At 67.4% G+C, this 25,126-nt stretch carries 21 protein-coding genes; 16 read left to right on the forward strand and 5 right to left on the reverse strand.

Translation table 11 applies throughout. From position 1 onward, the window contains the following. Nucleotides 1-177: 177 nt before the first annotated feature. Nucleotides 178-951, forward strand: coding sequence for a lytic transglycosylase domain-containing protein (locus tag AC3IPM_RS02300; protein ID WP_489302315.1), 774 nt, complete (start codon nt 178-180; stop codon nt 949-951). Between the two features lie 15 nt (nt 952-966). Here the strand turns inward: AC3IPM_RS02300 and AC3IPM_RS02305 are convergent, their stop codons facing one another. Continuing rightward, nucleotides 967-2,490, reverse strand: coding sequence for a tetratricopeptide repeat protein (locus tag AC3IPM_RS02305; RefSeq protein ID WP_489302316.1), 1,524 nt, complete (start codon nt 2,488-2,490; stop codon nt 967-969). Nucleotides 2,491-2,626: 136 nt separating this feature from the next. On the opposite strand from AC3IPM_RS02305, the gene AC3IPM_RS02310 reads away from it, so the two are divergent. After that, nucleotides 2,627-4,705 (forward strand): NHL repeat-containing protein, encoded by a 2,079-nt coding sequence (locus AC3IPM_RS02310; protein ID WP_489302317.1) that lies wholly within the window; start codon nt 2,627-2,629, stop codon nt 4,703-4,705. On the opposite strand, the gene AC3IPM_RS02315 is transcribed toward AC3IPM_RS02310, so the two are convergent. Together AC3IPM_RS02315 and AC3IPM_RS02320 are read right to left on the reverse strand one after the other, a co-directional pair. After that, nucleotides 4,692-5,078 (reverse strand): YciI family protein, encoded by a 387-nt coding sequence (locus AC3IPM_RS02315; protein ID WP_489302318.1) that lies wholly within the window; start codon nt 5,076-5,078, stop codon nt 4,692-4,694. The genes AC3IPM_RS02310 and AC3IPM_RS02315 overlap by 14 nt on opposite strands. 174 nt (nt 5,079-5,252) lie before the next feature. Then, nucleotides 5,253-5,627 carry a YciI family protein gene (locus AC3IPM_RS02320; RefSeq protein WP_489302319.1) on the reverse strand — a complete coding sequence of 125 codons (375 nt, stop codon included), beginning with the start codon at nt 5,625-5,627 and terminating at the stop codon, nt 5,253-5,255. 212 nt (nt 5,628-5,839) lie between these two features. On the opposite strand from AC3IPM_RS02320, the gene AC3IPM_RS02325 reads away from it, so the two are divergent. The 12 genes from AC3IPM_RS02325 (at nt 5,840) to AC3IPM_RS02380 (ending at nt 17,585) form a co-directional block, all read left to right on the forward strand. Beyond that, entirely contained in the window at nt 5,840-6,259 is a 420-nt protein-coding gene (locus tag AC3IPM_RS02325) for a YciI family protein (protein WP_489302320.1), read from the forward strand. A gap of 38 nt (nt 6,260-6,297) precedes the next feature. Further along, nucleotides 6,298-6,720, forward strand: coding sequence for a VOC family protein (locus AC3IPM_RS02330; protein WP_489302321.1), 423 nt, complete (start codon nt 6,298-6,300; stop codon nt 6,718-6,720). A 28-nt stretch (nt 6,721-6,748) separates the two neighbouring features. Then, nucleotides 6,749-7,156: a VOC family protein gene (locus tag AC3IPM_RS02335; RefSeq protein WP_489302322.1), complete on the forward strand. Its 408-nt coding sequence runs from the start codon at nt 6,749-6,751 to the stop codon at nt 7,154-7,156. A gap of 69 nt (nt 7,157-7,225) precedes the next feature. Further along, nucleotides 7,226-8,488 carry an RNA polymerase sigma factor gene (locus AC3IPM_RS02340; RefSeq protein ID WP_489302323.1) on the forward strand — a complete coding sequence of 421 codons (1,263 nt, stop codon included), beginning with the start codon at nt 7,226-7,228 and terminating at the stop codon, nt 8,486-8,488. 153 nt (nt 8,489-8,641) lie between these two features. Then, complete coding sequence (locus AC3IPM_RS02345) at nt 8,642-9,781, forward strand: hypothetical protein (RefSeq protein ID WP_489302325.1); 1,140 nt, start codon at nt 8,642-8,644, stop codon at nt 9,779-9,781. Further along, nucleotides 9,772-10,872, forward strand: coding sequence for a hypothetical protein (locus tag AC3IPM_RS02350; RefSeq protein ID WP_489302326.1), 1,101 nt, complete (start codon nt 9,772-9,774; stop codon nt 10,870-10,872). The genes AC3IPM_RS02345 and AC3IPM_RS02350 overlap by 10 nt, the downstream gene beginning before the upstream one ends. Nucleotides 10,873-10,942: 70 nt before the next feature. Next, nucleotides 10,943-11,611 carry a hypothetical protein gene (locus AC3IPM_RS02355; RefSeq protein ID WP_489302327.1) on the forward strand — a complete coding sequence of 223 codons (669 nt, stop codon included), beginning with the start codon at nt 10,943-10,945 and terminating at the stop codon, nt 11,609-11,611. A gap of 16 nt (nt 11,612-11,627) precedes the next feature. Continuing rightward, nucleotides 11,628-13,259 carry a CsgG/HfaB family protein gene (locus tag AC3IPM_RS02360; protein WP_489302328.1) on the forward strand — a complete coding sequence of 544 codons (1,632 nt, stop codon included), beginning with the start codon at nt 11,628-11,630 and terminating at the stop codon, nt 13,257-13,259. A gap of 75 nt (nt 13,260-13,334) precedes the next feature. Further along, a complete protein-coding gene (locus AC3IPM_RS02365; RefSeq protein WP_489302329.1) occupies nt 13,335-14,984 on the forward strand; it encodes a M28 family metallopeptidase in 1,650 nt (549 codons plus the stop codon). A gap of 203 nt (nt 14,985-15,187) precedes the next feature. Beyond that, nucleotides 15,188-16,447: a histidine kinase gene (locus AC3IPM_RS02370; protein ID WP_489304000.1), complete on the forward strand. Its 1,260-nt coding sequence runs from the start codon at nt 15,188-15,190 to the stop codon at nt 16,445-16,447. Then, nucleotides 16,437-17,210, forward strand: a complete 774-nt coding sequence (locus tag AC3IPM_RS02375; protein WP_489302330.1) for a LytR/AlgR family response regulator transcription factor — start codon at nt 16,437-16,439, stop codon at nt 17,208-17,210. The genes AC3IPM_RS02370 and AC3IPM_RS02375 overlap by 11 nt, the downstream gene beginning before the upstream one ends. 30 nt (nt 17,211-17,240) lie before the next feature. Continuing rightward, nucleotides 17,241-17,585, forward strand: coding sequence for a hypothetical protein (locus AC3IPM_RS02380; RefSeq protein ID WP_489302331.1), 345 nt, complete (start codon nt 17,241-17,243; stop codon nt 17,583-17,585). 39 nt (nt 17,586-17,624) lie between these two features. Here AC3IPM_RS02380 and AC3IPM_RS02385 read toward each other — a convergent pair whose 3' ends face one another. Beyond that, the gene (locus tag AC3IPM_RS02385; RefSeq protein ID WP_489302332.1) at nt 17,625-18,239 is read right to left on the reverse strand and encodes a hypothetical protein; all 615 of its coding nucleotides are present in this window, start codon (nt 18,237-18,239) and stop codon (nt 17,625-17,627) included. 308 nt (nt 18,240-18,547) lie between these two features. Here AC3IPM_RS02385 and AC3IPM_RS02390 point away from each other — a divergent pair, with 308 nt between their 5' ends. Next, nucleotides 18,548-19,465 (forward strand): oxygenase MpaB family protein, encoded by a 918-nt coding sequence (locus AC3IPM_RS02390; RefSeq protein ID WP_489302333.1) that lies wholly within the window; start codon nt 18,548-18,550, stop codon nt 19,463-19,465. 242 nt (nt 19,466-19,707) lie between these two features. Here the strand turns inward: AC3IPM_RS02390 and AC3IPM_RS02395 are convergent, their stop codons facing one another. Then, nucleotides 19,708-21,828 carry a M13 family metallopeptidase gene (locus tag AC3IPM_RS02395; RefSeq protein ID WP_489302334.1) on the reverse strand — a complete coding sequence of 707 codons (2,121 nt, stop codon included), beginning with the start codon at nt 21,826-21,828 and terminating at the stop codon, nt 19,708-19,710. 341 nt (nt 21,829-22,169) lie between these two features. Between AC3IPM_RS02395 and AC3IPM_RS02400 the strand changes: the two genes are divergently transcribed. Next, on the forward strand, nt 22,170-25,118 hold the full coding sequence (locus AC3IPM_RS02400) for a bifunctional diguanylate cyclase/phosphodiesterase (protein ID WP_489302335.1): 2,949 nt from the start codon (nt 22,170-22,172) through the stop codon (nt 25,116-25,118). Nucleotides 25,119-25,126 lie beyond the last annotated feature (8 nt).

The raw sequence follows: 25,126 nt of genomic DNA on the forward strand, positions 1-25,126 counted from the left end.
AACAGGAATTCCACCGAGTCCGCTTCGGAATTGTCCTAATGTCGGGATGGGGACGGGACGGGAAGGTGAAACCGTCAGGGCCGGGGAGACGGGGAGGGCGCGGCGGGCGTTCACCTTCGGTTCGCGGCCGCGGCCGGATGATCGCGCCGCACGACTGACGTGCCCCGAACCGAGCCGATGAAACCGACCCTGCCCGCCGTGCTGGCCCTGTTGTCGTTGCTGTTGCCCGGGGTGGCTTCGGCGCGCACGGTGTACCGCTGCGTGCAGAACAACACGGTCAGCCTGGCCACCGCGCCGGAGCCGGGCTCGAAATGCACCGCGCAGCAGCTCGATGACAACGTGGTACAGACCCCGAACCTGTGGGGCAACATGGGTATCTTCAGTGGCACCCTGTACGAACGCGAGCAGGACGGTGCGCTGGTGTATTCCACGCGCAACCTGCCCGGCTCCCGGGTGTTCCTGAAGTTCACCATGGCCACGCCGCCGGGTGAGCCGGCGCACGAGGGCCTGGGCAAGGTCGGGGTGCCGCAGTTGAACCGGCATGCCAAACAGTTCAAGGCCGCCGCGCGCGCCACCGGGGTGGACGATGCCTGGTTGCGGGCGATCGCGCATGCGGAGAGTGGCTTCGATGCCGGTGCGGTGTCGCCCAAGGGCGCACAGGGCGTGATGCAGCTGATGCCCGATACCGCCACCGAGTACGGGGTGGCCGACCCGTTGTCGGCCGAGCAGTCGATCAATGGCGGTGCGCGTTACATGCAGTCGCTGCTGCGCCGCTACAAGGGCGACCGGACCCTGGCCGCAGCGGCCTACAACGCCGGGATCGGCGCGGTGGCCCGCTACAAGGGCGTGCCCCCGTATGCCGAAACGCTGGCTTATGTGGAAAAGGTCAGCGCGCTGTACCAGCGCTACCGCGAGGCGATGGGGTTCAAGCTGGAGACCCCAGCGAAGTAGCCGCCGGGGCGTGGCTCAGCGCGCGGAATCCTCGCCGAACACCGGATAGCGCTCGCTGCGCCCGACCTGCTTCAAGGCCGCCTGCACATCACGTCGCTGGGTCAGCGCGAGCCAGCGCTGGTCGCGGATGACGTCGCCGGGCAGCGACGGCGGCGCACTGCGCTGCTGCAGCACCAGCAGCGCTTCGCTGCGCGCATAGGGCGACTGCAGGCGTGCGATCAGGCGCTCGGCGGCCAGATCGAGCTGGTTGTCCTCGAGCAGGGCCTCGATCCAGTTCTCCCGCGACACGGCTTCCATCGCCTGCAGCTGGCGGCGCGCGCGATCGGCCTGGGGTGCATCGTCGAGCTGGCGGTAGGCGAGGAAGCGCACCCACTGCCGCACGTTCTCGCCGAACGGGCTCAGCTCGGTGGTGAAATCGACCGTGGCCAGCGCTTTGTCAGGCTGCTGCAGGGCGCGGTACCAGTTGCCCAGGTTGAGCCGCTGGCTGACGTTGTCCATGCCCATTTCGTTGAAGCGTGTGGCCAGTTCCAATGTCGTCAGCGCAGCGTCCATCCGGCCCATCCGGCGCTGGGCGATGGCGCGGATGTTCAGCAGCCAGGCGACGTGCTCGGAGCCTTCAAAGCGGCGCGGGGTATCGGCATCGTTTGCGCGGCTGGCGGCAGCATCGGTCAGCGCGAGTACTTCTTCGTTGTCGCCGACCTCCAGCATCGCGTCGGCGAGCTGGGCCATTGCCTGCAGGGCGTCGGTGGCCAGCAGCGACTGCACTCTGGCAGCGTCGACCTGCCGGCGGGCGGCTTTCACCGGGTCGAAGCGTTCACTGCTGCGGTCGATGTAGGCATCAAAGCGCTTGTCGCTGCGCAGGGCGATCAGTTCCATCGGCGTATCGATGCGCGCCAGCGTTGCCGGAATCAGCGCAGGCTGGCCAACCTCGGCCTGCAACACGGCCAGTTCGCGCCAGCGGTAGGCCGGCTCGATGCCCTCGGGTTTCCATTGCCGATCAAATAAAATCTGCAGCAGCGCCAGCTGTTCGGCGGGATGATCCTCCAGCGCCTGCAGCAGCTGCGCGGCCAGACCCGCACGGACGTCGCCGACGAACTGCTCTGACTGCTGCAGCGACCGGGTGATGTTGCGGGCACCGCTGGCGGCATCGCCACTGTCGGCTTCAAGGACGCCGAGCAGGAAACGCATGCGCGGGTCGTCGGGCGTTTCACGCTTGGCCGCCTCCAGCCAGCGCCGTGCGCTGTCGGCATGATTCACCTTCAAGGCGGTCCAGCTGGCCTGCACATGGGCGTCGGTACGCGCTTCTGGCGGCAAGGCGGAAAAGCCGGGGTCGAGCAGCAGGCGCTCGAACGCGAACAGGGCGCCAAGGGTATCGCCCTGCTGCGCCTGTTCGGCAGCGGTCTGCAACGCGGTGAGCAGGGCCTGCGAAGCAGTCTCCTCGCGGTCGACCTGGGCGGCGGTGTTGGCGTGTGCCGGGACGCTCCCGGCCAGGCCCAACACAAACAACAGCACGGCGGTGTGGCCTCGGCTGCGCAACATGGGGCGATCCTTCCCTGGAATGTGCAGGGATTGGACCCTGCTGCGCGCCACCACGCAAGCCCTGCCGACAACGAAGAGGGTTTGCAGGACCGTGGTGAAGCCGTATCGTCGATCCCCTTCGACAGCAGGAGCAGGCATGGGGCGCAGGACGTGGGCGGCGATGGGCGTAATGGTGGTGACCGCAGGGCTGCTGGCATGGAGTTTTCTGCGCGAGCCGGAAAGCCCGAAGGCACCTCCCGGTCCACAGCCCACCGCGCTGGCCTGGCAGGCGCAGATTGCCGCCGTGGCTGGCGATGGCATCGGCGGTTTTGCCGATGGCGCGCCCGCGAGCGCCCGCTTCGCCGATCCGTATGCCTTGGCCCGCGATGCACAAGGCGTGCTGTACGTCGCCGATGCCGGTGACAACAACCGCATCCGCCGGATACATCCCGACGGGCGCGTGGATACGCTGGCCGGGCAGGGCGAAGGCTGGCGCGATGGACCGGCACTGCAGGCGCAGTTCAACACGCCGTCAGGCATCGCGGTGGACGCAGCCGGCAGCGTGTACGTGGCCGATACCGGCAACCATGTGATCCGCAGGATCGGCCGCGATGGCACGGTCAGCACGCTGGCCGGTGATGGGCTGCGCGGCTTCAACGATGGCCCGGCCGCGCAGGCGCGCTTCGATGCACCGATGGGGGTGGCGGTAGATACCGGTGGCCGGGTATTCGTGGCCGATACCTACAACGACCGCATCCGCGTGATCGAGACCGACGGCCAGGTGCGCACGCTGGCCGGTGGCGAGCGGCCGGGCAACGTGGATGGCTTCGGTGCCGAGGCACGGCTGGATACGCCGGTGGCGCTGGCGCTGGATACCCACGGCAACCTGTTGATTGCCGATCTGTACAACAACGCGATCCGGCGGCTGTCGCCCGACGGCATGCTGCGCACCCAGGTGGGCGACGGTGGCCTGATCAACGGGCCGTTGTCGGTGGCGGTGACCCACGATGATGTGCTGTACGTGGGGGATACCGGCGGGCGGTTGGTGCAGGTGTCCACCCAGGGCCACCAGACCGCCCTGCTCGGTGGCGAATCGCAGCCGCGGATGGCGCGGCCGAGCGGACTGGTGATGGACGCTGACGGCGCCTTGATCGTGACCGATGCCGCGGCCTACCGCGTGCACCGGGTAAGCCCGCTGGCGGTGGGCGACGTGCCCGCCCCGGCGCTGGTGGGCCCGGCCGCGGATGCACCGTTGCCGCGTACCGAAGGACGCTGGCCGCTGGCGCCGCAGCAGGGCTGGCACGAAGTGGTGGGCACGCTGGGCGAAGTGCGCGGTGACTTCAAGGGCGAGAGCCGCCACCACCTGCACGGTGGTTTCGATATCCGCGGTGATGTCGGCCAGACCGTATTGGCGATCGCCGATGCCAAGATCAGCAGCCCGACCGCGACCTGGTCGGTGGGTGGCCAAAGCGAGGGGCTGGCCTTGGACAGGCTTGCCTACATCCATATGAAGGTGGGCCGCGATCCGGCCGACCGTCCCTTCGACCCGCGCTGGCAGGTGCTGCTGGACGAGGAGGGCAAGCTGCAGCGGATGCGCGTGCGGCGCGGCAGCCGCTTCCTGGCCGGCGAACGGCTGGGCAGCATCAACCGCATGGCACATGTGCACCTGAGCGTGGGTGCGAGTGGTTTCGAGCGCAACGCGGTGGCGCTGGGGTTCACCGGCTACGCCGACAGCGTGGTACCGCGGATCACCGACGTCGGGCTGCTGGACGACCGCGACCAGCCGCTCACGGCCGGTACCGACGGACGCATCACGTTGGCGCGGACCGGACCGGGGATCCAGATCGTGGTGGAAGCCTGGGACCAGGTGGACAACAACCTGCCGCGCCGCCGGCTGGGCCTGTACCAGGTGGGCTACCAGATCCTGGATGCGCAGGGCCAGGCGTTGCCGGGCTACGAACAACCGCGCTTCAACATCGTGTTCAATCGCATGCCGCCCCGCAACAGTGCCACCCGGGTGGCCTATGCACCGGACAGCGGCATCACCGTGCACGGCAGTGCGGTCACGCGCTTCCGCTACCTGGTGACCAACACGGTACGCGATGGTCTGGTGGAAACCGGGCGCTGGCGGCCCGATGCATTGCCGGCTGGCGACTACGTGATCCGTGCCAGTGCGCGCGATTTCAGCGGCAATGAGGCGGTGGGGCCGCGTGAGTTGAAGATCACCCTGCGCTGAAGTGCCCGTACACCTGGGCAGACAGCGCGCGTACTTCGATGCTGCCAATGTCGACCCAGGGAAACTCCTGTGCGATGCGCAGTGCTTCGGCGTGGTCGCAGGCATCAATGACGTTGACGCCGACCAGCAGCGTGCCAGTCCGCAAGGCATGATCGCGTGCCAGTGGACCATGGCTGATCCGGGTATGGCCGTCATGGGTGCGCACGGTGGCGGTGTCGGTCACCGGGCCCGGAGGGTGCGAGAGCAGCAGGATGCCGCAGGCCTGCAGGTCATCGGCATGTTGCCGGGAGGCGGACAGCAACCGTTGCTGCGCTTCGTTGGGAAGAGCGCGCAGCCGCCCTTCGTCGACATGTACCGTCAACAGGAATCGCATGGTGGATCTGCTCCTGGGCAAAGAGGGAGTCATGATGACCCGCCTCGCGTCGGAGGTCTGATGCAAAACATCAATCGAATCGCTGTCCGTGCCGTTCGCGCCGCGAAGTGACCGAACCGCAGCGATTCTTCAGCCAGTAGGTTGGATGCGGTTCAAGTTGCCGTGGCGTATCGGTCAGGCGCCGACGCGTTCGCGCTCGGCGTCCATGTCGGCCAGCGGGCGCACTTCGATGCTGCCGAACCGCGACCACGGGAACTGGTGCGCGATGCGCATGGCCTCGTCGAGGTCGCGGGCGTTGATCAGGTTGAAGCCGGCCAGCAGTTCATGGGTTTCCGCGAACGGGCCATCGGTGATCCGGGCCTGGCCCTGCCGCGTGCGCAGGGTGCGCGCGCTGGCCACCGGTTCCAGCTTCTGCGCCAGTACCAGGGTGCCGTCGGCCTGCAGGGCATCGGCATGCTGCAGGCAGTCGTGCATCAGGCGGTCGTATTCTTCTGCGGGCAGGGTCTGCAGCAGGCCCTCGTCGATATAGATGATCAGCAGGAATTGCATGGCCGGGCCGGTCGTGGACAGGGGGGCTCAATGATGCCCCAGGCGTGGCCGCAGCGGTGTTGCAGCGCCGCACGACGGGCCTGTTCAGGCGGATCGCGGTGGCAGGCTGTCGCGATCGGAATTTATTTTTGCGGGCGTGTCGATTTCCGCTTCACTGCCACGTCGTAGGTAGTGAAGGGCCCGGCGTACGGGCTGCCGATGAGGACACCCTGATGAAAGTGATCGTACTGGTAAAGGCCGATGCATCCACCGAGGCCGGCCAGATGCCGACCGAGGCCGAATTCCGCGCCATGGGCGCCTACAACGAACAGCTGGTGCAGGCCGGGATCATGCTGGCCGGCGAGGGCCTGCACCCCACCTCGCGCGGCCGTCGGGTGGCCTTTGGCGATGCCACCCCGCGGGTGATCGATGGCCCGTTCGCGGAAACCCGTGAGCTGGTGGCAGGCTTCTGGCTGTGGCAGGTGCGCTCGCTGGACGAGGCTACCGAATGGCTCAAGCGCGCGCCGTTCGGGCCGGGCGTGGTGGTGGAGCTGCGGCCGATCTTCGGCATCGACGATTTTGGCGAAACCTTCACCCCCGAATTACGCGCGCAGGAACAGCGTCTGCGCGAGCAGATCGGCAGTCCGGACTGAATTCCCCCAACCCGCAGCACCCCCCTGGAGCACGACCCATGAAACTGATCCCGTTCCTCAACTTCAACGGCAAGACCCACGAGGCGATGGCCTTCTACGCGCAGGTCCTCGGTGGCAAGGTTACTTCGGAGCTGAAGTACCGCGACATGCCGCCGATGGAAAACACCGAAGGCTGTGGCGAGATGCCGCCGGAAACCCTGGACCATGTCGCGCACAGCCAGCTGGAAGTGGGCAGCGCGGTGATGATGGCCGCCGACAGCCCGTCCGGCCCGGGTGAGAACAGCACCACGATCAACATCGATGTCGACTCCGTCGAGGAAGCCGAGCGTGTGTTCAAGGCGCTGGCCGAGGGCGGCGACATCAAGATGCCGATCGGCGAAACCTTCTGGGCGCACCGCTGGGGTTTCCTGATCGACCGCTACGGCAAGCCGTGGATGGTCAATTGCATGAAGCAGCCCTGATCCCCAACCAACCAAGGAAGATTCAACCATGACCGCTTCGCCCCAGATGATCTTCGTCAACCTGCCGGTGCGTGACCTGGAGGCCTCCAAGGCCTTCTTCGCCGCACTGGGATACACCTTCAACCCCACCTTCACCGATGAGAATGCCGCGTGCATGATCATCAGCGACAGCATCTTCGTGATGCTGCTGGTGGAGACGTTCTTCACCGGATTCACCACCAAGCCGATCAGCGATGCCCGCACCTCCACCGAGGTGATCACCTGCCTGTCGGCCGACAGCCGCAAGGCGGTGGATGTGCTGGTCGACAAGGCGCTCAAGGCCGGTGCCAGCGAGCCGATGCCGGCCCGCGACTACGGTTTCATGTACCAGCGTGGCTTCCAGGACCTGGACGGCCACCTGTGGGAAATCGCACACATGGACGGCGAACCGGGCTGAACCGGGCAGTGCCGGTGGCCTGAGCGCGGCGCTTGTGCGCCAGGGCCCGGCAATGCTCTGATCGGCGCCATGGACAACGCGCTCTCGCAACGACTGGATACCCTTTGGCGCATGGAAGCGCCGGCCTTGATCGCACGCCTGGCGCGGATGCTGGGCGGTGATGTCGGGCGTGCCGAAGAACTGGCCCAGGACACCTGGCTGGCCGCGCTGGAGCGTTGGCCGGCACAGGGTGTACCCGACAACCCGGGAGCGTGGTTGATGACCACTGCACGCAATCGCGCCATCGACGTGCTGCGCCAGCACCAGCGCGTGGCCGGGCAGCACGCCCTATGGGGCAGTGAACTGGAGCCGCAGCCGTTGCCGTCGCCCGATGACAGCGATGCACTGCAGGACGATATCGGCGATGACCTGCTGCGGCTGATGTTCGTGGCCTGTCACCCGGTGCTGTCGGCCGATGCACGGGTGGCGCTGACCCTGCGCCTGCTCGGCGGGTTGACCACCGACGAGATCGCCCGCGCGTTCCTGCAGCCCGAGCCGACCATCGCCCAGCGCATCGTGCGGGCCAAGCGCACGTTGGCGCAGAAGCAGGTGCCGTTCGAGGTACCGCGGCAGGCCGAGCTGCCCGAGCGCCTGGCCTCGGTGCTGGAAGTGATCTACCTGGTGTTCAACGAAGGCTATACGGCCAGCAGTGGCGATGACTGGATGCGCCCGGCGCTGTGCGAGGAGGCACTGCGGCTGGTGCGCGTGCTGGTGGGCCGGCTGCCCACCTGGCCGCAGGTGCACGGGCTGTTGGCGCTGATGGAACTGCAGGCTTCGCGTGCGGGCGCGCGGGTGGATGCGCAGGGCAACCCGATCCTGCTGCCCGAACAGGATCGCAGCCGTTGGGACTGGCTGCAGATCGGCCGTGGCCAGGCGGCGCTGCAGCAGGCCATCGCCTTGGGCGGTGTGGATGATCCGTATGTACTGCAGGCCGGCATCGCCGACTGCCATGCCCGTGCACGCCGCGCGCAGGACACCGACTGGGCCGGCATGGCCGCGCTGTACATGCGGCTGTCGCAGGTGCAGCCCTCGCCGGTGGTCGAGCTCAACCGCGCGGTGGCGATATCGCGTGCGCAAGGGGCGGCGGCGGCCTGGCCACTGGTGGAGCAGCTGGCCGCCGATGGCCGCCTGCAGGACTACGCACCGCTGGCAGCGGTCCAGGCCGACCTGCTGCTGCAGCTGGGCAGAGCCGATGATGCCCGGCAGGCCTTCACGCGTGCCGCCGGGTTGACCAGCAATGCACGGGAGCGGGCCTGGCTGCTGGCCCGGTCCGAGGCCCTGGCGAAAGGCTGACGCAATCGCATCTTGCTCCGGCTTGGGGGAGGGGCTATCGTTGCGCCCATTCACGAATCCGGCCCGGCACTCCGCCTGGGTGGGGCACACAAGGACCGCAGGACGATGTTTTCAGGGAAGAAGCGAGCTCGCGCGCCGCGCGCGTGGCTGTGGTTGTGCGTTATCGCCTTCGCCACCAGTGCCCATGCCGCCGACAAGTCGCAGCAGGTCTACTGGGCCGGCTTTGCGTTCACCGGTGAGGCTACCGCGCGCAATGAAGTGGCCCCGCACAGTACCCGTGTGATCGAGCAGCGCGGCGCCGAAGCGCTGAACCAGCAGCTCGGCGCAGCCCTGCGCCGGCAGCCGCCGGCCAACCTGCAACTGATCAGCGACCAGCTGGCCAAGCTCGACGGCACCACCAGTGCCACCGTGTTGGCGGCAGCGCTGGACCGTGAGCTGGTCTCGGTGGAGCCGATCGGCGACCAGTACAAAGTGCTGGTGGAAGTGGCGCTGCAGGCGCTGTTCTTCGACTTCCGCGAGCGCCAGGTGATCGCGTCGTACCCGCTCACCCTGCAGCGCATCGACCTGCTGGAATACCGACCGGACGACGACGAGATCAACGCCATCGTCGCCGACCTGCTGTACGGCGGCGCCGACACCGGTCTGCCCAAGGTGCTGGCCAAGACCCTGTCCACCGCGCAGCTGCCGAACGCCTCGGTACGCCGCCTGCAGGTGGGCGCGGTGACGCTGTCCGATGCCGCCCGCGCCAAGTTGCCCAACCCGGCGCTGGAAGGCCCGTTGCGCGCCACGCTGGCGCATGAACTGTCCAAGACGCTGTCGTCCAATACCGGTATCGGCCTGCTGCCGCCGGCCACCGGCGAGGCGATCGGCGGGGCGATGGCCGCGCGCTTTGCCGACGGCAAGGTCTACCAGCTGAAGATTCCCGAGCCCGACTACGTGATCAAGCTGCAGCTGGATGCGATGAAGAGCGGCGTGGTCAACGAAACCGCCGCGATGAAGACGATGCTGTTCGGCGCCTTCTTCCAGGTTTCGGTGATCGAGCCGTTCTCCGGCAAGGTGTTCTTCGACCAGCCGCTGCGCAAGGGTGCCACCAAGGTGGTGCCGGTGACCCAATGGCAGGTCGACCAGTGGTCGGCCGGCTATGAAACCGTGCTGGCCGGGCTTGATGCCTTTGCCGGCGCCGCGGCCAAGCGCGCCGATTCGCGCGCCTGGCTGGACGAACAGAAGCCGGGCGGACGCCCGCTGCAGCAACAGACCCAGGCCCTCCAGGAGTTGATCAAATCATGTCGTTGATTCGTGCCGTTCTGCTGATTCTCATTGCGCTGATGGTGACCGCACCGGTCGCTGCGCAGACCGCCAGTTCGCGTGGCATGGGCTCGGCCAGCTATGGCCTGCGCCTGAGCGCGGACACCCGGGCCCAGGCCTTGAACAAGGCCAAGGTCAACGCGCTGGAGGCCTACATCGCCGAATCCGGCGCGGCCAAGCTGCGCCTGTTCGAAGCACGCCGCGCCGAGTTCATCGGTGAAATCGACCGCTACGTGCTGTCGGCGGTGCCGCTGTCGGAGAACGAAGACAAGAAGGCCAAGACCTACACCGTCAGCGTCCGCGCCGAAATCAACACCACCTTGCTGCAGACCAAGCTGGATGCCGGTTCGGCCGTGGCCGGTGCGCGCAGCAATGAGCGTTCGCTGCTGACCTTCCTGTTCATGGCGCGCTCGCAGGACACCGTGCAGTCGTTCCAGGACAAGGAATACCGTCGCGTCGACGCCAGCCGCAGCTATGACGAGAAGACCCGCGAAGGCGACAGCTTCCGTGGCAATTCGGTGAGCACCAACGGCAGCATCAACCAGAATGCCTCGGTCTCGGTCACCTCCGGTGGCAGCACCACCGCGCGCAGCGACAACATCAGCTGGAAGGTGGCCAACGCCGCCGAAGTCAACACCGCCATGACCGGTGCCTTCAGCAGCGCCGGCTATGAAGTGGTTGAAGCGGAATACGTCGAAGGCGAAAGCCGCGGCCTGCTCAGCATCGAGCGCATCCGCAAGGACTTCAGCACCGGCAACGACCTGTCCGCTGCCACCCTGCGCGATACCGCCAACGGCATCCGTGCGGCCAACATCCCGTACATCGCGGTGGGCACGCTGGACATCGGCATGCGCGACCGTGACCCGGCCTCGGGCAACACCCGCGTCTATGTGACCGTGACCGGCAAGGTACTGGACGTGACCGGGCGCTTCCCGCGCACCGTGTCCTCGGTGGGCCCGGTGCAGTACGCCGGCCTGGGTCCGAATGAAACCGTTGCCCGTACCAACGCACTGCGCGAAGCCGCCGAACAGGCTGCCCAGCAGATGATCAACGAACTCAACGTCAAGGCCGTGCGCTGATCCAGCGCCGGTTCTCCACAGCCTGTCGAGCAACGCTCGACAGCTGCCATCCTCAGATAAAGGACATCCCATGATCCGCAAGACCCTCATCGCACTCGCCATCGCCACCACCTTCGCGCTGCCGGCGCACGCTCAGCTGGGCAAGCTCAAGGGCCTGGTGGGCGGCGGCGACAGCAGCGCCTCCAGCAGCGCCGCTGCCCCGGACGAAGCCGCGCAGGAAGCGCTGGTGCGTCGTTTCGTTTCCTCGCAGTCGCATTCGCTGAAGGCACAGACCTCCTTCGCCAAGGCCTTCGGCCTGGCCGAGCAGGTGCAGCTGCTGGAAGCCGAGCGCCAGGCGCTGTCGTCGGGTTCGGTCAACGTGGACCAGATGAAGAAGTCGGTGTCGGTCAGCGAGAAGGCCCAGGCCGCGATCGACGAGCGCGTTGCCGCGCAGCCGGAACTGAACGCCGAATCCAAGCAGCACTACGCCGATGGCCTGGTGTCGCTGATCGCCTCGGCCGCCGAAGGCCAGAAGCTGAGCGGTGAAGCCAGCAACTTCGCCGGTGGCATGAAGAACCTGGGCGCCACCCAGTTGGCCACCGTGGGCCGCAAGCTGGCCGCCGGTGCCTGGGTTGCCAAGGAATCCCCGGGCTACCTGAAGGGCCTGTACACCTCGTCCAAGTCGGCGATGACCTTCGCCCGCGCCAGCAAGATCAAGGTGCCGGGCAACGCCGACTCGATGCTCGACGGCCTGAACTGAGCCAGGACGGCCACGCATGCAGATCTCCATTCGCCTGTTGAGCCTGGCCCTCACCGCTACCCTGCTCGCCGCCTGCGGCAAGCAGGAGGCTGCGGTGGAGGACGCCCCGGCCAAGGCCGAAACCAAGCTGGCCCAGCCGGCTGAAGACCAACCGCTGCGCGGTGCACCGGATTTCGGTGGCACCACCCAGGTGTCGCGTGAAGCCGACGGCATCGGCAGCACGCCCGAGCTGGCGGTACTGGCCGCGTTGCAATCGGCGGTGGCCCAGGTCAATGGCGTACGCGTGGCCAGCCAGATGCAGAGCCTGCGTGCAGGCCTGCATGTGGACGTGGATGGGGAGCACGTCGGCGATATCCGCGCCGACGCGTTTTCCCAGCAGATGATCGCCGCCTCGCAGGGGGCGGTGCTGGGCTATGAAATCCTCTCGCAGGAAGAAGTGACCCAGCTGGATGAGGAAGTGGTGGCGCGCGTGCGTGCCAGCGATGCCGGCTACACCTATTCCGCCTCGGCGTCGGCCAGCGGGTCGGCGCAGGCTACGGCCGAGGCGACCGGCGCCGGTGGTTCGGCGTCGGCCAGCGTCAAGGAAAGCTACAAGGAACAGGCCAAGGTTGACGCCAAGCGTGGCGCGCAGTCGTTCGAATCCGACGTCAACCGGCGCACGTTGCGCAGCTACTGGAAGGTGCGGATCAAGGCGGATATCGCCAAGTACCGTGCCCCGGACGAGCAGGGCCGGCCGAAGATCGTGGTGGCCGAACCGCACGTGCGCTCCGGCAGCTATGCGGTCGGCGATGGCCGGGTGAGCAGTGATGAAGTGGCACGTGCGATCCGTGCGCGGCTCAACGACACCCTGACCCAGACCAAGCGTTTCATCGTGCTCGACCGCGAGTTCGGTGAGGAGATGCAGGCCGAGATCGACCACATCAACAGCGGCAACGTACGCCTGCAGGACACCGCGCGGCTGGGCCAGCAGTTGGCCACCGACCTGATCCTGATTCCCAGCATCGAACGTTTCGAATACCCGCGCAGCGTGCGCAACCTGCGCATGTCCGATCGCCAGGTGAGCTCGTATTCCGGCGGCGGCCGCATCACCCTGCGGCTGATCAATGCCGCTACCGGTGAAGTGGTGATGTCCGACAGTTTCGATCACCAGCTGGCTTCGACCGGGCCGAGCACGCTGCCGCGTGTGGTGGACGGCAAGGGCATGGCTGCGGCGATGATGGATTCGCTGTCCGGCCAGATCGGCAGCGCGATCATCACCGAGATCTTCCCGGTGTCGGTGGTGTCGATGAGCGGCGACCAGGTGGTGCTGAGCCAGGGCGGCGATTCGCTGCAGGTGGGCCAGCGCTGGCAGGCGGTGATGCTGGGCGAAGCCTTGAAGGACCCGCAGACCGGTCGTTCGCTGGGCCGCAGTGAAACCCCGTGCTGCACCATCCGTGTCGACCGCGTGGCGGCGCAGACTTCCTACGGCACGATTGAAGGCGGTGCGGATCTTGGCGGGGCGAACTTCAAGCCCGGCGCGATCGAGCTGCGCCAGAAGGCGGCGCCGGTGAAGGCCGCAGCGACGGCGGCGAGTGGTGCGGCCAAGCCGGCCGCCAAGCGTGCCGCGGCACCGAAGCCGGCGGCGCCGGCGGAAGATCCGAATTGGTGAACGGAGCAGCCGGGCATGGCCCGGCGCTTCATCGCCTACACTCGGGGTCTACGTGGTCCCGTTGTGGAGAGAGCAATGAAGCGAGTAGTACTGAGCCTGTTGGCGCTGTCGGTGTCGTCGGCCCTGATGGCGGCAACGCCTAAATTCGACGGCGCGCGGATCTCCGCCGACGTCAAGGAGCTGGCCTCCGACGCCTATGAAGGCCGCTCGCCGGCCACCGCCGGCGAGGCGAAGACCATCGCCTACCTGAGCACGCAGTTCGCCGCGGCCGGCCTGCAGCCGGGCGGCGACCTCAAGGACGGCAAACGTCTGTGGACCCAGGCGGTACCGCTGCGCAAAGGCGATATCGTCGGCACCCCGAGCCTGGCGCTGACCAGCCAGGGCAAGCCGCAGGCGCTGAGCCAAGGCAAGGAAATCGCCGTGCGCGCCGCGATGAACGGTGCCACCGAGGTGGACATCAAGAACGCCCCGCTGGTCTTCCTCGGCTACGGCGTCAAGGCCGACGAGCGCCATTGGGACGATTTCAAGGGCGTGGACCTGAAGGGCAAGATCGCCGTCGTGCTGATCAACGACCCGGACTTTGAAAGCGGCCAGGGCGACTTCGACGGCAGGGGCATGACCTACTACGGTCGCTGGACCTACAAGTACGAAGAAGGCGCACGCCAGGGCGCGCTCGGCGTGCTGATCGTGCACGAGACCGCACCGGCCTCCTATGGCTGGGCCACCGTAGCCGGTTCCAATACCAACACCATGTTCGACGTGGTCCGCGACAACCCGGCCGAGGCGCATCCGCTGCTGGAAGGCTGGATCCAGCGTGATCTGGCGGTGGAGCTGTTCAAGCGCTCGGGCCTGGATTTCGAGGCGCTCAAGCGGCAGGCACAGACCCGCGAGTTCAAGCCGGTGGAACTGAAGGGGGAGACCTTCTCGGCCAAGTACGCGGTCAAGACCGAGGTGATCACCTCGCACAACGTGGCCGCCCGCCTGGAGGGCAGCACGCATCCCGATGAAACGGTGATCTACAGCGCGCACTGGGATCACATCGGCGTGGGCAAGCCGGATGCCAACGGCGACACCATCTTCAACGGCGCGCTCGACAACGCCAGCGGTACCGCCTCGCTGATCGAACTCGCCCGTGGCTACGCCAAGGGCAAGCGCCCGCAGCGTTCGGTGCTGTTCCTGGCCGTCACCGCCGAGGAGAAGGGGCTGCTGGGCTCGGAGTACTACGCCAGCCACCCGCTCTACCCGCTGGGCAAGACCGTGGCGGTGATCAACATGGACGGCATGGCGCCGTTCGGTCCCTCGCGCGACTTCGGCATCTACGGCTCGGCCAAGCTGGAACTGCTGGACCAGCTCAAGGACGTGGCCAAGGGCTGGGACATCCGCTACACCCCGGACCCGAAGCCGGAAGCCGGACTGTTCTTCCGTTCCGACCACTTCCCGTTCGCCAAGCGCGGCGTGCCGGCGGTGTCCTACTCGGCCGGGCAGGACTGGGTGAACGGCGGCGTGGCGGCCGGCAAGGCCGCCTCGGATGACTACACCGCCAAGCGCTACCACCAGCAGGGCGACGAGTGGCAGCCGGACTGGACCTTCGCCGGTGCCTCGCGCGATCTGGAAGTGCTGTACACGCTGGGCAACCAGCTGGCCAACTCCCGCGCCTGGCCGAACTGGAGTGAAGACTCCCAGTTCCGTGCCCCGCGCGAAGCCAGCGCCGCCGAGCGGAAATAAGACCGCGTCCGGCCGGTACGCCGGCCGGACGCCCCGAGGTAGAGCCACGCCATGCGTGGCTTCATGGCCCCGGAACGAAGACCAGCCACCCCCGGGGTGGCCCTACGCGGCTTCGTCCCACCAAACCGCGCCTTCGTCGCATGCCGCTTGTCCTTGCCAGCGGCGGGGCTATGCTCGCCCCATCCCATCGTGAAGACGCCGCCGTGTTCGCCAGCCTCGCCCTGATCTTCCGCATCCTGTTGGCCTGGTTCGCCGCCCTCATCGTGGCCGGCTTCGTCTGGAGTGGCATCTTCAGCGGCATGCGCGACGGCCCGGGCTGGGTCTTCGGGCTGCTGGCGATGTTCCTGGTGGTCACCGCGATCGGCAGCTGCATCACCCATATCCGCCGGGTCTGGATGGTTGCCGGGCGCCTGGATGGCACCACCCTGTCCAGCCGCCAGCGCCGCCAGATCGAACTGCCCATGGACGCCGGCCCGGCCTTCGCCCTGCTCGAGGCGGCCATCGCCGAACTGCCGCGGGTGGAGGACATCGAAAGCGCTGCCGGCAGCCTGCAGGTGCGCGCCTACGTGCGCCGCGTGGACCCCTACAACGGCCGCCCACCGTCGCGCTGGAACCTGCCGGCACGCCTGGCGATCCGCCGCAACAGCGTGGTGGCCACGGTGACCCCGGGGCAGGGCACCAGCAGCGTGACGCTGCTGTTCGAGCCCGACGCCGGGGTCTGGGCCGACCTGCTCGCGGTCGATGAGGGCAGCAACTTCGAGAACGCCGAGGCGGTCAGCCGGGTGATCACCCGCCGGGTCTCCGAACAGCGTCGTGACGAGCAGGCCGCGGCCGCGCAGACCGAGACGGAGAAGGAACTGTCGGTGGCCAAGCTCAACCTGCTGCATGCCCAGGTCGAGCCGCACTTCCTCTACAACACGCTGGCCAACGCGCAGGTGCTGACCCGCACCGACCCGCCGCGCGCCGACCAGATGCTGGGGCACCTGATCCAGTACCTGCGCAGTTCGCTGCCCAGCGTGGACGAGTCGATGTCCACCCTGGGCGTGGAGCTGGAGCGCACCCAGGCCTACCTGGAAATCCTCAAGATCCGCATGGGCGCGCGTTTGGCCCTGCAGGTCGATGTACCGCCAGCGCTGATGGGCCTGCCGCTGCCGTCCATGGCGCTGCAGACCCTGGTCGAGAACGCGATCAAGCACGGGCTGGAACCCAAACCCGGCGGCGGCACGGTGTGGATCATCGCGCGTGCCTTCGACGACCACATCACCTTGACCGTCGCCGACGATGGCCTGGGCTTCGGCCAGGGCAGCAGCGGCACCGGAATCGGCCTGAAGAACCTGCGCGAGCGCCTGCGCCTGACCTGCGGCGAACGCGCCGGCGTGGCGATCGTGTCCAATTTCCCCAGCGGCGTGGCGGCAACGATCACCCTGCCGCGCGACGCACGCGAGGCCATCCATGCAGCTTGATGCGCTCATTGCCGAAGACGAAGACCTGCTGCGCCAGTCGCTGGTCGGGCAACTGCAGCGGCTGTGGCCGGAGCTGCGGCTGGTGGCCGAATGCGAAGACGGTGCCAGTGCGCTGGAGAAGCTGGCCGAGCTGAAACCGGACCTGGCCTTCCTGGACATCCGCATGCCCGGCATCAGCGGCATCGAAGTCGCCCGCGCCTTGCCCGAGCTGAGCCCGCGCACCCAGGTGGTATTCGTCACCGCCTACGACCAGTACGCCATCGATGCGTTCGAACAGGGCGCGATGGATTACCTGCTCAAGCCGGTCAGCGACGAGCGCCTGCTGGCGACCCGCGAGCGGATCCTGGCGCGCCTGCAGCAGGGGCGTCCGGACAGCGCCATGCTCGAACAGCTGCTGCAGCGGCTGGGCCAGGCCAACGGCACCCACACCGGCGCACCGCCGCTGGCCTGGATCACCGCCAGCAACGGCCGCGATACCCAGCTGATCATGCTCGAAGACGTGGTCTATTTCCGTGCCGACAGCAAATACACCACGGTGGTCACCGAGCATGGCGAGAGCCTGCTGCGTACCCCGCTGCGCGAGTTGCTGGAGGTGCTGGACCCGCAGCGCTTCCGCCAGATCCACCGCTCCACCATCGTCAACATGAAAGCCGTGGCAGCGGTGAGCCGCGACGATACCGGCCGCGGCCAGCTACGCCTGAAGCAGCGCCCGGAAGTGCTCAATGTCAGCCAGCCGTTCATGAGCCTGTTCCGGGGGATGTAATCCCCCTTGGCCCCTTTCCTCGGAGCGACCATGCGTACCGCCCTCATCCTCACCGTGTGCCTGGTGGCGCTTGCCGCCTGCCAGCAGGCAAGCAATACCTCCGTCACCCGCATCCGTGCCAACGGCGTGGATACGCTGTACAGCAAGACCACCGTGGACAGCGGTGTGGCCAGCTTCGATTGCATCGCCAGCAGCAGCGGCCACTGCTACTACCTGGTGCTGGATCCGCGCTGCACGCCCGACCAGGCCTGTGCGCAACCGCCGCTGCACCGGTTGAGCGTGGCGGCGGGCAAGACCGAACAGATGGCCGGGCTGCCGGCGGGTTTCCGCCAGTGCGTCAGCGAGGTGCGCAAAGAACAATGCCACCGTGGGTGAACACGGTGGCATTGTGGCTCCCCCCGCTTTCCGGGATGGTCAGAAGGCTGGTTGCAGATGCAGGTTGCGGCCGTCGTCCTGCTCACCGACATGGTTGAGCTGACCGACCAGTTCAGAGTGCTGCCGCATGCGCCCGATCTCGCGCATGATGCGGATGTCTTCGTGGCGCAGCTCACGGCGTGAGGTGACCACCTGCTTGTAATCGAGCACTTCGGGATACAGCTGGGCCATGTCCAGCGCCTCGGCCACGCATTCCACGCTGTCGGCGTCGGAGGTGATCCGGGCGCGGCTGTTGAACGCCTTCATCCAGCGCTCGAAACCGGCAGTGTGGTCGAACATGTTGGCCATGAACCAGATCACGAACAGGATCGAGATCCACGAACCGAACACAATCACCACGCGGGTGAAGGTGATATGGAAATCGTCCCGCCACAGGTAATTGCTGATCAGCCCCAGGATCAGCAGCGATGCCGCCTGCCAGCCCACGATCGAGGCCATCAGCCATTGGCCCTTGGCCTTGGCCAGCACCGCGACTTCCTCGCGGATCTGCTGCTCACTCTTGTTCCGCCAATGCGCAACCTGTTTTTCGAACGGGCTGTTGTACAGCTCGTTGTCCTGCAACAGCAAACCCAAACCCTTGAACAAAGCGATCATGACGTGCTCCTTCTGGAACGTGCGGCAGCGCATTGGACGACGATGAGGCGGATTCAGTTCTAGCACTTCCAGCGAAGCGCGCAATGGGGGTCGTGCGAAGCGGCGCGGGCCTGTTTTCTGAATGGGCGTCTCGTGGTGCGGCGCATCATCGCGCCTGCGGCCTGCGACAAGATGTCGCAGGTAAAATCGTGCTGCAGGTGCACATGAAACGCCGGCTGAGCGTGGCGGCTCGCGAGGGCCCCCGTGATCGGCCAGAATCGGTGCCGACCGCGCAGACCGTGGTTCCCTCCCGGCCGATCGGACCTGCCATGCCAACCCTGCTGCACCGCGTTTCCCGCCCCGTCACCGTGCCGATCCGGCGCTGGGTGCTGGGCGCCTTCCCACGCGGCCAGAGTGGCATCGACTACGACCAGCCGCTGGGCGACCCGGGCTGGTTCGGGCCGCACAGCGCCACCTGGCGCGTGCATGCCGAGTTCCCCGGCATGCTGGCCGGCGGTTTGTGTGCCTTGCTCCTGCAGACCCTGCACCCGCTGGCCCTGGCCGGGGTGTACGACCATTCCAACTTCCGCGCGGACCTGGTGGGTCGCCTGCGCCGCACCACCGCCTTCGTGGCTGGCACCAGCTACGCGCCGACCGGCGAAGTGGACGCCCTGGTCGCCAAGGTCAAGCGCATTCATGCGCAGGTACGCGGACAGGCCGCCGATGGCCGCCCCTATTCAGCCGATGACCCGCATCTGTTGACCTGGGTCCATGTGACCGAGGCCTACGCCTTCCTCCAGGGCTGCCGCCGCTACGGCCGCGACGTGCCCGTGGCCATCGCCGACCGGTACTACCGCGAGTACAAACGTGTGGCCGAAGCCTTGGGCGCCACCGACGTGCCGGCCTCGGAAGCGGAGGTGGCCGCGTACTTCGCACAGCAGCAGTCGCAGCTGGTGTTCGACGCGCGCTCGCGCGAAGTGCTGCAGGTGTTGTCCGGTATCCGCCTGCCCGTACCGATGGCCGGGCTCTCGCGCGAACTGTTCCTGGGCGCCGGCGCGGCGCTGTTGCCGCCGTGGGCTGAAGTGATGCTGCAGCGCACGCCGCTGCAACGCGCCCAGGCACGCACCTGCGCACGCATGTTGCAGGGCATGGCCCCGATGTTCCGCCGCGCATTGCACGACGGTGTGGCCACGCGTGCCTGCGCGCGCGTGGGGGTGCCGGTGAGCGTGTTGGAGACGTGGGGGTGAGCCGGTAGGTCGTCGGTTCGGTCATTGCCGTGCTGCGCGCGGCCAGCCGGCCAGCGGCCGGCTCTACCGCTTCTCATTGAGCGGAAGCACTGTGTCGAAGGGCTGGCGTGGGTGGGGTGGCCCCAACGCGCGCAAATGAAGCCCTGCCGTTGATCTGCGCCGTTGATCTGCCTTTGATCCTGATCCAAAAAAACGGGCGCCGAAGCGCCCGTTTTTCCATCACAACGCTGCGATGAAACCGATCACCACACCTTGACCCGCTTGTCCGGTGCCAGGTACAGCTTCTGGCCTTCCTTCACCTCGAACGCCGGATACCACGCGTCCAGATTGCGCACCGTCAGCGCGCGGAACTGGCCCGGCGCGTGCACGTTGGTCAACAGCGAATTGCGCAGCGCCTGCTCGCGCGCCTTGCTCCGCCACGCCTGCGCAAAGCCCAGGAAGAACCGCTGGTCCGCGCTGAAACCTTCCAGCGCCTGCGCCGGCTTGCCCTGCAGCGACAGCTGGTAGGCATCGTAGGCCGTCGCCAGACCGGCCACGTCCGCGATGTTCTCGCCCAGCGTCAGACGACCGTTCACCGCTACCCCCGGGAACGGCTGATAGCTGCTGAACTGTGCCGCCAGTGCATCGCCGGCCGCGTTGAACTTCTTCAGATCGTCGGCCGTCCACCAGTTGTGCAGCTTGCCGGTCTCGTCGAACTGCGCGCCGGCGTTGTCGAAGCCGTGGCTGATCTCGTGCCCGATCACCGCACCGATCGCACCGTAGTTCACCGCATCATCGGCGGCACCATCGAAGAACGGCGGCTGCAGAATCGCGGCCGGGAACACCAGGCGGTTCTCCAACGGCACGTTCATCGCATTGATCGTCTGCGGCAGCATCGCCCACTCGCCGTGGTCGACCGGCTTGCCCAGCTTGGCGATGTTGCGCTGGTACTCGAACTGCGCCGCACGCTCGGCGTTGCCCAGCGCATCGTCGCGCTTGATCTCAAGACCGGTGTAGTCGCGCCATTTTTCCGGATAGCCCATGCCCACCGTCAGCCCGGCAACCTTCGCCTTGGCGTGCGCCTTGGTCTGCGGCGACATCCATTCCAGTGCATCGATGCGCTTGGCGAAGGCGGCGATGATGTTCTTGGCCATCTCATCGGCGCGGGCCTTGGTGGCCGGGTCGAAGTGGCGCTCGACGTACAGCTTGCCGATCGCCTCGCCCACGGCGTGGTTGCTGTCATCCACCGCACGCTTCCAGCGGTCGCTCTGCTGCGGGGTACCGTTGAGCGTGGTGCCGTGGAAGGCGAAGCGCGCATCGGCGAAGGCCTTCGGCAGATACGGCGCGGCGCGGTCCAGCGCGTGGAAGGCCAGGTAGTCCTTCCACACATCCAGTGGCTCGGTGGCAACCAATCGCGAGATGCCAGCCACGGCCTTGGGCTGCCACACGATGAAGTCCTGCTGCGCGTCCAGCTTGGCCCCGGCCAGGAAGGCATTCCAGTCCATGCCCGGCGCCTTGGCGCTCAGGTCGGCCTGCTTCCAGGCGTTGGCACCCTTGGCTACATCGTTGGTTTCTTCCTGGGTGGCATGCGCCTGCGCGATCCGGGTTTCCAGCGCCAGAATGCGCTGCGCCTTGGTGGCCGGGTCGGCAACGCCGGCCAGCTGCAGCATCTGGGCGATATAGGCCTGGTACTGCTTGCGCAGCTCGGCCATGCGCCCACCCTGCAGGTAGAAGTCGCGATCAGGCAGGCCCAGGCCGCCCTGCACCAGATAGGGCGCATTGCGGTCGGGCTGCAGCAGGTCCACCGACACCCACACCCCGAACAGGCGGTCGGTGTAGAAGTTGGTTGCGTTGAGCAGGTCGACGTCGGCGCGCAGCGTGCCGCCCAGCGCGGTGGCCAGCGCGGCCTTGTCGGCGATCGCACCGATGGCCTCCAGTTCCGGCTTCACCGCAGCCGCGCCGCGTGACTCGATGCCGGCTTCGTCCATGTAGGCGGCGTAGTAGTCGCCGATCAACCTGGTCTCGCCACTGGCCTTGGTATCGGCGGCGGCGCCTTCGAGAATGGCGCGGGTATCGGCCAGGGTCTTTTCGGAAATGACGTTGAAGCTGCCGAAGCTGGAGCGGTCGGCCGGGATCTCGGTGTTCTTGACCCAGCTGCCGTTGGCGAAGCCGAAGAAGTCGTCACCGGCGGCGACGCTGCGGTCCATGCCGGCGATATCGAAACCGAAGCTGCCCAGCTGCGGCTTGGCGGCGGCCGGCGGTGCGGCAGCGCTGTCCGGCGCGGCGGCGGCGGGGGCGGCCGGTTCACGGTCGCAGGCGGCCAGGCCCAGCGACAGGCTGGCGGCAATGGCGAGCATCAGGGTAGGGCGGCGCAGCTTGGACATGGACTTCTCGGGCAACCGGAAAACCCCAAGTCTAATCCTCCCCCGCGCGGGGTTGGGCGCCGCGGCGATGCCCCAGACAGCCTCCGATCATCGACGCTCGCGTAGGCCTTCGCTGCACGAGGCATCGCTGGATTTCTTCAACATGAACACGGGTTCCGCTCTTCCCGCGCCGCGCGCGCTGGTGCATGCTGCATGGGAGCACAGGAGGCGGGTCACGCGCAGGGCAAGGGGATGGCGTGGTGATCAAGCGTCAAGAATCCGAGGCTTCGGCCGCTCAGGTTTGGGGAAACCAGGAAGCGTTTACGCATGAAGTCAGCCCGTTGTTGTGGGAGAGGTTTGCGATGCCCGCGTTGAACCCCGCTCTGGCGCGGCCAATGCGGACCATCGTGTGGCTGGGGATCAGCATGGGCGTGCTCTTGGGCGCCGGGCTGATCGCCATGCTGGCCAATGATTTCCAGCGCCGACAGGAGGCCGCACAGCGCCAGAGCACGGCGCTGGCGGCGGGTTCACAGCGCCTGCTGCGGCTGGAACTGCGCAACATGGAACGGGCCATGCGAGGCGTCGCCGACAACGGTGCGCTGCTGTTCCAGCGCGTGCCGCACCAAGCCCCGGATCTGCTTGATGAGGCCATCCAGGGGGTACTGCAGCGCAATACCGAACTGGACAGCGTGGTGGTGGTGGATCAGTACGGCCGCGCATTGACCCGCGGCAGCGACGACCTGCACCTGCCGCTGTGGGCGGTGGAAGACCACCGCGGCCAGGGCAGCCGGCTGTATGTGGGGCCGCCGCAGCAGCGCGACGGCGGGCACTGGATCCTGCCGCTGGCGCTGCGCATGGGCGAGGACCGCTGGCTGCTGAGCCGGCTGCGCACCAGCGAGCTGCAATCGATCATCGGCGGCATGGATACCGGTGAGCACGGGGTCATCTCGATCACCGATGCGCACGGCTATGTGCTGGCACGCAGCCCGGACACCATCGGCCTGACCGGCCAGCGCTTCGGCCTGGGCCAGCGCGAGATGCTGCGGCGTGATGCGGTGACGCCGCTGGGCATCGAAACCAGCACGATCGATCGCGTCGAGCGCATTTCCACCCTGACCACGCTCGGCCAGTATCCGGTCGCGGTGTACGCCGGGCTGGGCCGGCAGGACGTGCTGGCCCCGTGGTGGCCCTACGTGCAGGCCTCACTGGTGCTGTACCTGTTGTACTGGGCGGCCTTCGCGCTGGTGTACCTGAGCCTGCGCCGCGCCACCCGCCGACAGGACACGTTGACCGAAGAACTGCGCACCGGCCACGCCGAGCTGCAGCTGGCCCACCAGGTCGGCCGCGTCTGCACCTGGTACGTGGACGAGGATGCGCGCCTGCTGCGCTGGTCACCGCTGGCCCGGGAGATCTTCGGCATCGACATCGAAAGCCTGTCGTTGGCTGAGTTCTTCGCGCGCGTGCACCGCGAGGATGCCGCGCGCATGCAGGCGGCGTTCGACAACGCGTTCGCCGGCAACGACGTGCTCGATGAAATGTTCCGGCTGGTGCTGCCCGGTGGCACGCTGCGCTGGGTGTCCGCGCGCGGCCAGCGGGTGGCCGTGGTGGACCGCCAGCGGCGCATGATCGGCGCGCTCACCGATGTCAGCGAACGGATCCAGGCACTGGAGCGGGTGCAGCAGGCCGAGCGCCAGTTCCGGCTGCTGTTCGACCGCAACCCGGCCCCGTTCTGGGTGTTCGACCCGGACACGCTGCATTTCCTGGAGGTCAACGAAGCGGCGGTGCGGCAGTACGGCTACAGCCGCGAGGAATTCCTGGCGATGAGCATCCTGGACATCCGCCCGCGCGAAGGCTGGGAGGAGATCCGTGGGGCGATCGCCAACGCTGCCATCGGCGACGTGCAGGACGCCAAGGTGCGCATGCACCGGCGCAAGGACGGCACCTTGTTCGAGGTGCGCGCGCATCTGGCCCGGCTGGATTTCGACGACCGCCAGGCCTGCCTGGTGCTGGCCGAGGATGTCAGCGACCGGCTCGCCTACGAGCGCGACCTGGCTTACCACGCCACCCACAACCCGGCCACCGGCCTGCTCAACACCCGCGCGCTGGCCGCGCAGCTGGACGAGGAGGGCGGCAGCTACACCATCGCCTACGTGCAGTTCCGCGGCCTGCAGCTGGTGGCCGACACTCTCGGCCGCGAGGTCGGCGAGGTGGTACTGCAGGCGATGGCCAAACGCCTGGGCGGGCTGGGCGTGCGTTATGGCCTGCTGGCCTTCCAGCCGGCCGAGGATTTCATCTTTGCCATCCGCGACGACCACCAGCGTCAAACTGCGCTGGACACCCTGGTGCAGACGGTCTCCGAGCCGGTGCGGGGCCAGGACTGGCTGCATCAGTTCGAGCCGCGGATCGGCGTGGCGGTGAAGTTCGATGGCGATGCACTGCGGGCCGAACAGGTGATCGGCATGGCCGCGCAGGCAGCGCATGCCGCGCGCGACGAGGGCAACGTGATTGCCTGGTTCGACCACACCGTCACCTCGCGCCTGGCCGACCGCTTGCGGCTGGCCGGGCGCATCCACAGCGCGATCGATGCCGAGTTCGAGCTGTACTTCCAGCCAATCTGCCACGCCAGCGATGGCAGCCCCGCCGCATTGGAAGCCCTGCTGCGCTGGCCGCAGCCCGATGGCAGCTTCATTCCGCCCGGCGATTTCATCCAGCTGTGCGAAGACACCGGCCTGATCCTGGCGCTGGGGCGCTGGGTGATCCGCGCCGCCGCACAGGCCCAGCGCCAGCTGGTGGACGCCGGCTTCGACCTGCCCATCGCCGTGAACGTCTCGGCGGTGCAGTTCTTCAACAGCGATCTGGTTGCCGAGTTCAGCCGCGCCACCCACGAATTCGGGCTCGCCCGCGGCGCGCTGCAGGTGGAGCTGACCGAGAGCAGCCTGATGCGCAAACCCGGCCAGGCCAAGCAGACCATGCAACGCCTGCACGAACAGGGCATCTGCATTTCGCTGGATGATTTCGGCACCGGTTACTCGAACATGTCCTACCTGCAGCATCTGCCGCTGGACATCCTCAAGATCGACCGCAGCTTCGTCGCCGATGTGGAAACCAACCCACGCAACGCCTCGATCTGCCGCGCGCTGCTGTCGCTGGGGCACAGCATGGGCCTGACCGTCATCGCCGAAGGCGTGGAGACTCCGGGCCAGCACCAGTGGCTGGCCGCACATGGCTGCGATCAGGTGCAGGGCTACCTGCTGGGCCGCCCGGCGCCGCTGGGCGATGTGATCGCGCGGCTGGAAACCGCCGAGGCCTAGCGCGGCGT

This window comes from Stenotrophomonas sp. GL_111, from assembly GCF_057835245.1.

Excerpts from the sequence above, each read along its gene's own strand:
- AC3IPM_RS02400 (WP_489302335.1), top strand. The coding sequence starts at position 22,170 with ATGCCCGCGTTGAACCCCGCTCTGGCGCGGCCAATGCGGACCATCGTG.
- AC3IPM_RS02310 (WP_489302317.1), top strand. The coding sequence starts at position 2,627 with ATGGGGCGCAGGACGTGGGCGGCGATGGGCGTAATGGTGGTGACCGCA.
- AC3IPM_RS02390 (WP_489302333.1), top strand. The coding sequence starts at position 18,548 with ATGCCAACCCTGCTGCACCGCGTTTCCCGCCCCGTCACCGTGCCGATC.
- AC3IPM_RS02330 (WP_489302321.1), top strand. The coding sequence starts at position 6,298 with ATGAAACTGATCCCGTTCCTCAACTTCAACGGCAAGACCCACGAGGCG.
- AC3IPM_RS02395 (WP_489302334.1), bottom strand. The coding sequence starts at position 21,828 with ATGTCCAAGCTGCGCCGCCCTACCCTGATGCTCGCCATTGCCGCCAGC.
- AC3IPM_RS02335 (WP_489302322.1), top strand. The coding sequence starts at position 6,749 with ATGACCGCTTCGCCCCAGATGATCTTCGTCAACCTGCCGGTGCGTGAC.
- AC3IPM_RS02355 (WP_489302327.1), top strand. The coding sequence starts at position 10,943 with ATGATCCGCAAGACCCTCATCGCACTCGCCATCGCCACCACCTTCGCG.
- AC3IPM_RS02365 (WP_489302329.1), top strand. The coding sequence starts at position 13,335 with ATGAAGCGAGTAGTACTGAGCCTGTTGGCGCTGTCGGTGTCGTCGGCC.
- AC3IPM_RS02380 (WP_489302331.1), top strand. The coding sequence starts at position 17,241 with ATGCGTACCGCCCTCATCCTCACCGTGTGCCTGGTGGCGCTTGCCGCC.
- AC3IPM_RS02360 (WP_489302328.1), top strand. The coding sequence starts at position 11,628 with ATGCAGATCTCCATTCGCCTGTTGAGCCTGGCCCTCACCGCTACCCTG.
- AC3IPM_RS02315 (WP_489302318.1), bottom strand. The coding sequence starts at position 5,078 with ATGCGATTCCTGTTGACGGTACATGTCGACGAAGGGCGGCTGCGCGCT.
- AC3IPM_RS02300 (WP_489302315.1), top strand. The coding sequence starts at position 178 with ATGAAACCGACCCTGCCCGCCGTGCTGGCCCTGTTGTCGTTGCTGTTG.
- AC3IPM_RS02350 (WP_489302326.1), top strand. The coding sequence starts at position 9,772 with ATGTCGTTGATTCGTGCCGTTCTGCTGATTCTCATTGCGCTGATGGTG.
- AC3IPM_RS02305 (WP_489302316.1), bottom strand. The coding sequence starts at position 2,490 with ATGTTGCGCAGCCGAGGCCACACCGCCGTGCTGTTGTTTGTGTTGGGC.
- AC3IPM_RS02325 (WP_489302320.1), top strand. The coding sequence starts at position 5,840 with ATGAAAGTGATCGTACTGGTAAAGGCCGATGCATCCACCGAGGCCGGC.
- AC3IPM_RS02340 (WP_489302323.1), top strand. The coding sequence starts at position 7,226 with ATGGACAACGCGCTCTCGCAACGACTGGATACCCTTTGGCGCATGGAA.
- AC3IPM_RS02375 (WP_489302330.1), top strand. The coding sequence starts at position 16,437 with ATGCAGCTTGATGCGCTCATTGCCGAAGACGAAGACCTGCTGCGCCAG.
- AC3IPM_RS02385 (WP_489302332.1), bottom strand. The coding sequence starts at position 18,239 with ATGATCGCTTTGTTCAAGGGTTTGGGTTTGCTGTTGCAGGACAACGAG.
- AC3IPM_RS02320 (WP_489302319.1), bottom strand. The coding sequence starts at position 5,627 with ATGCAATTCCTGCTGATCATCTATATCGACGAGGGCCTGCTGCAGACC.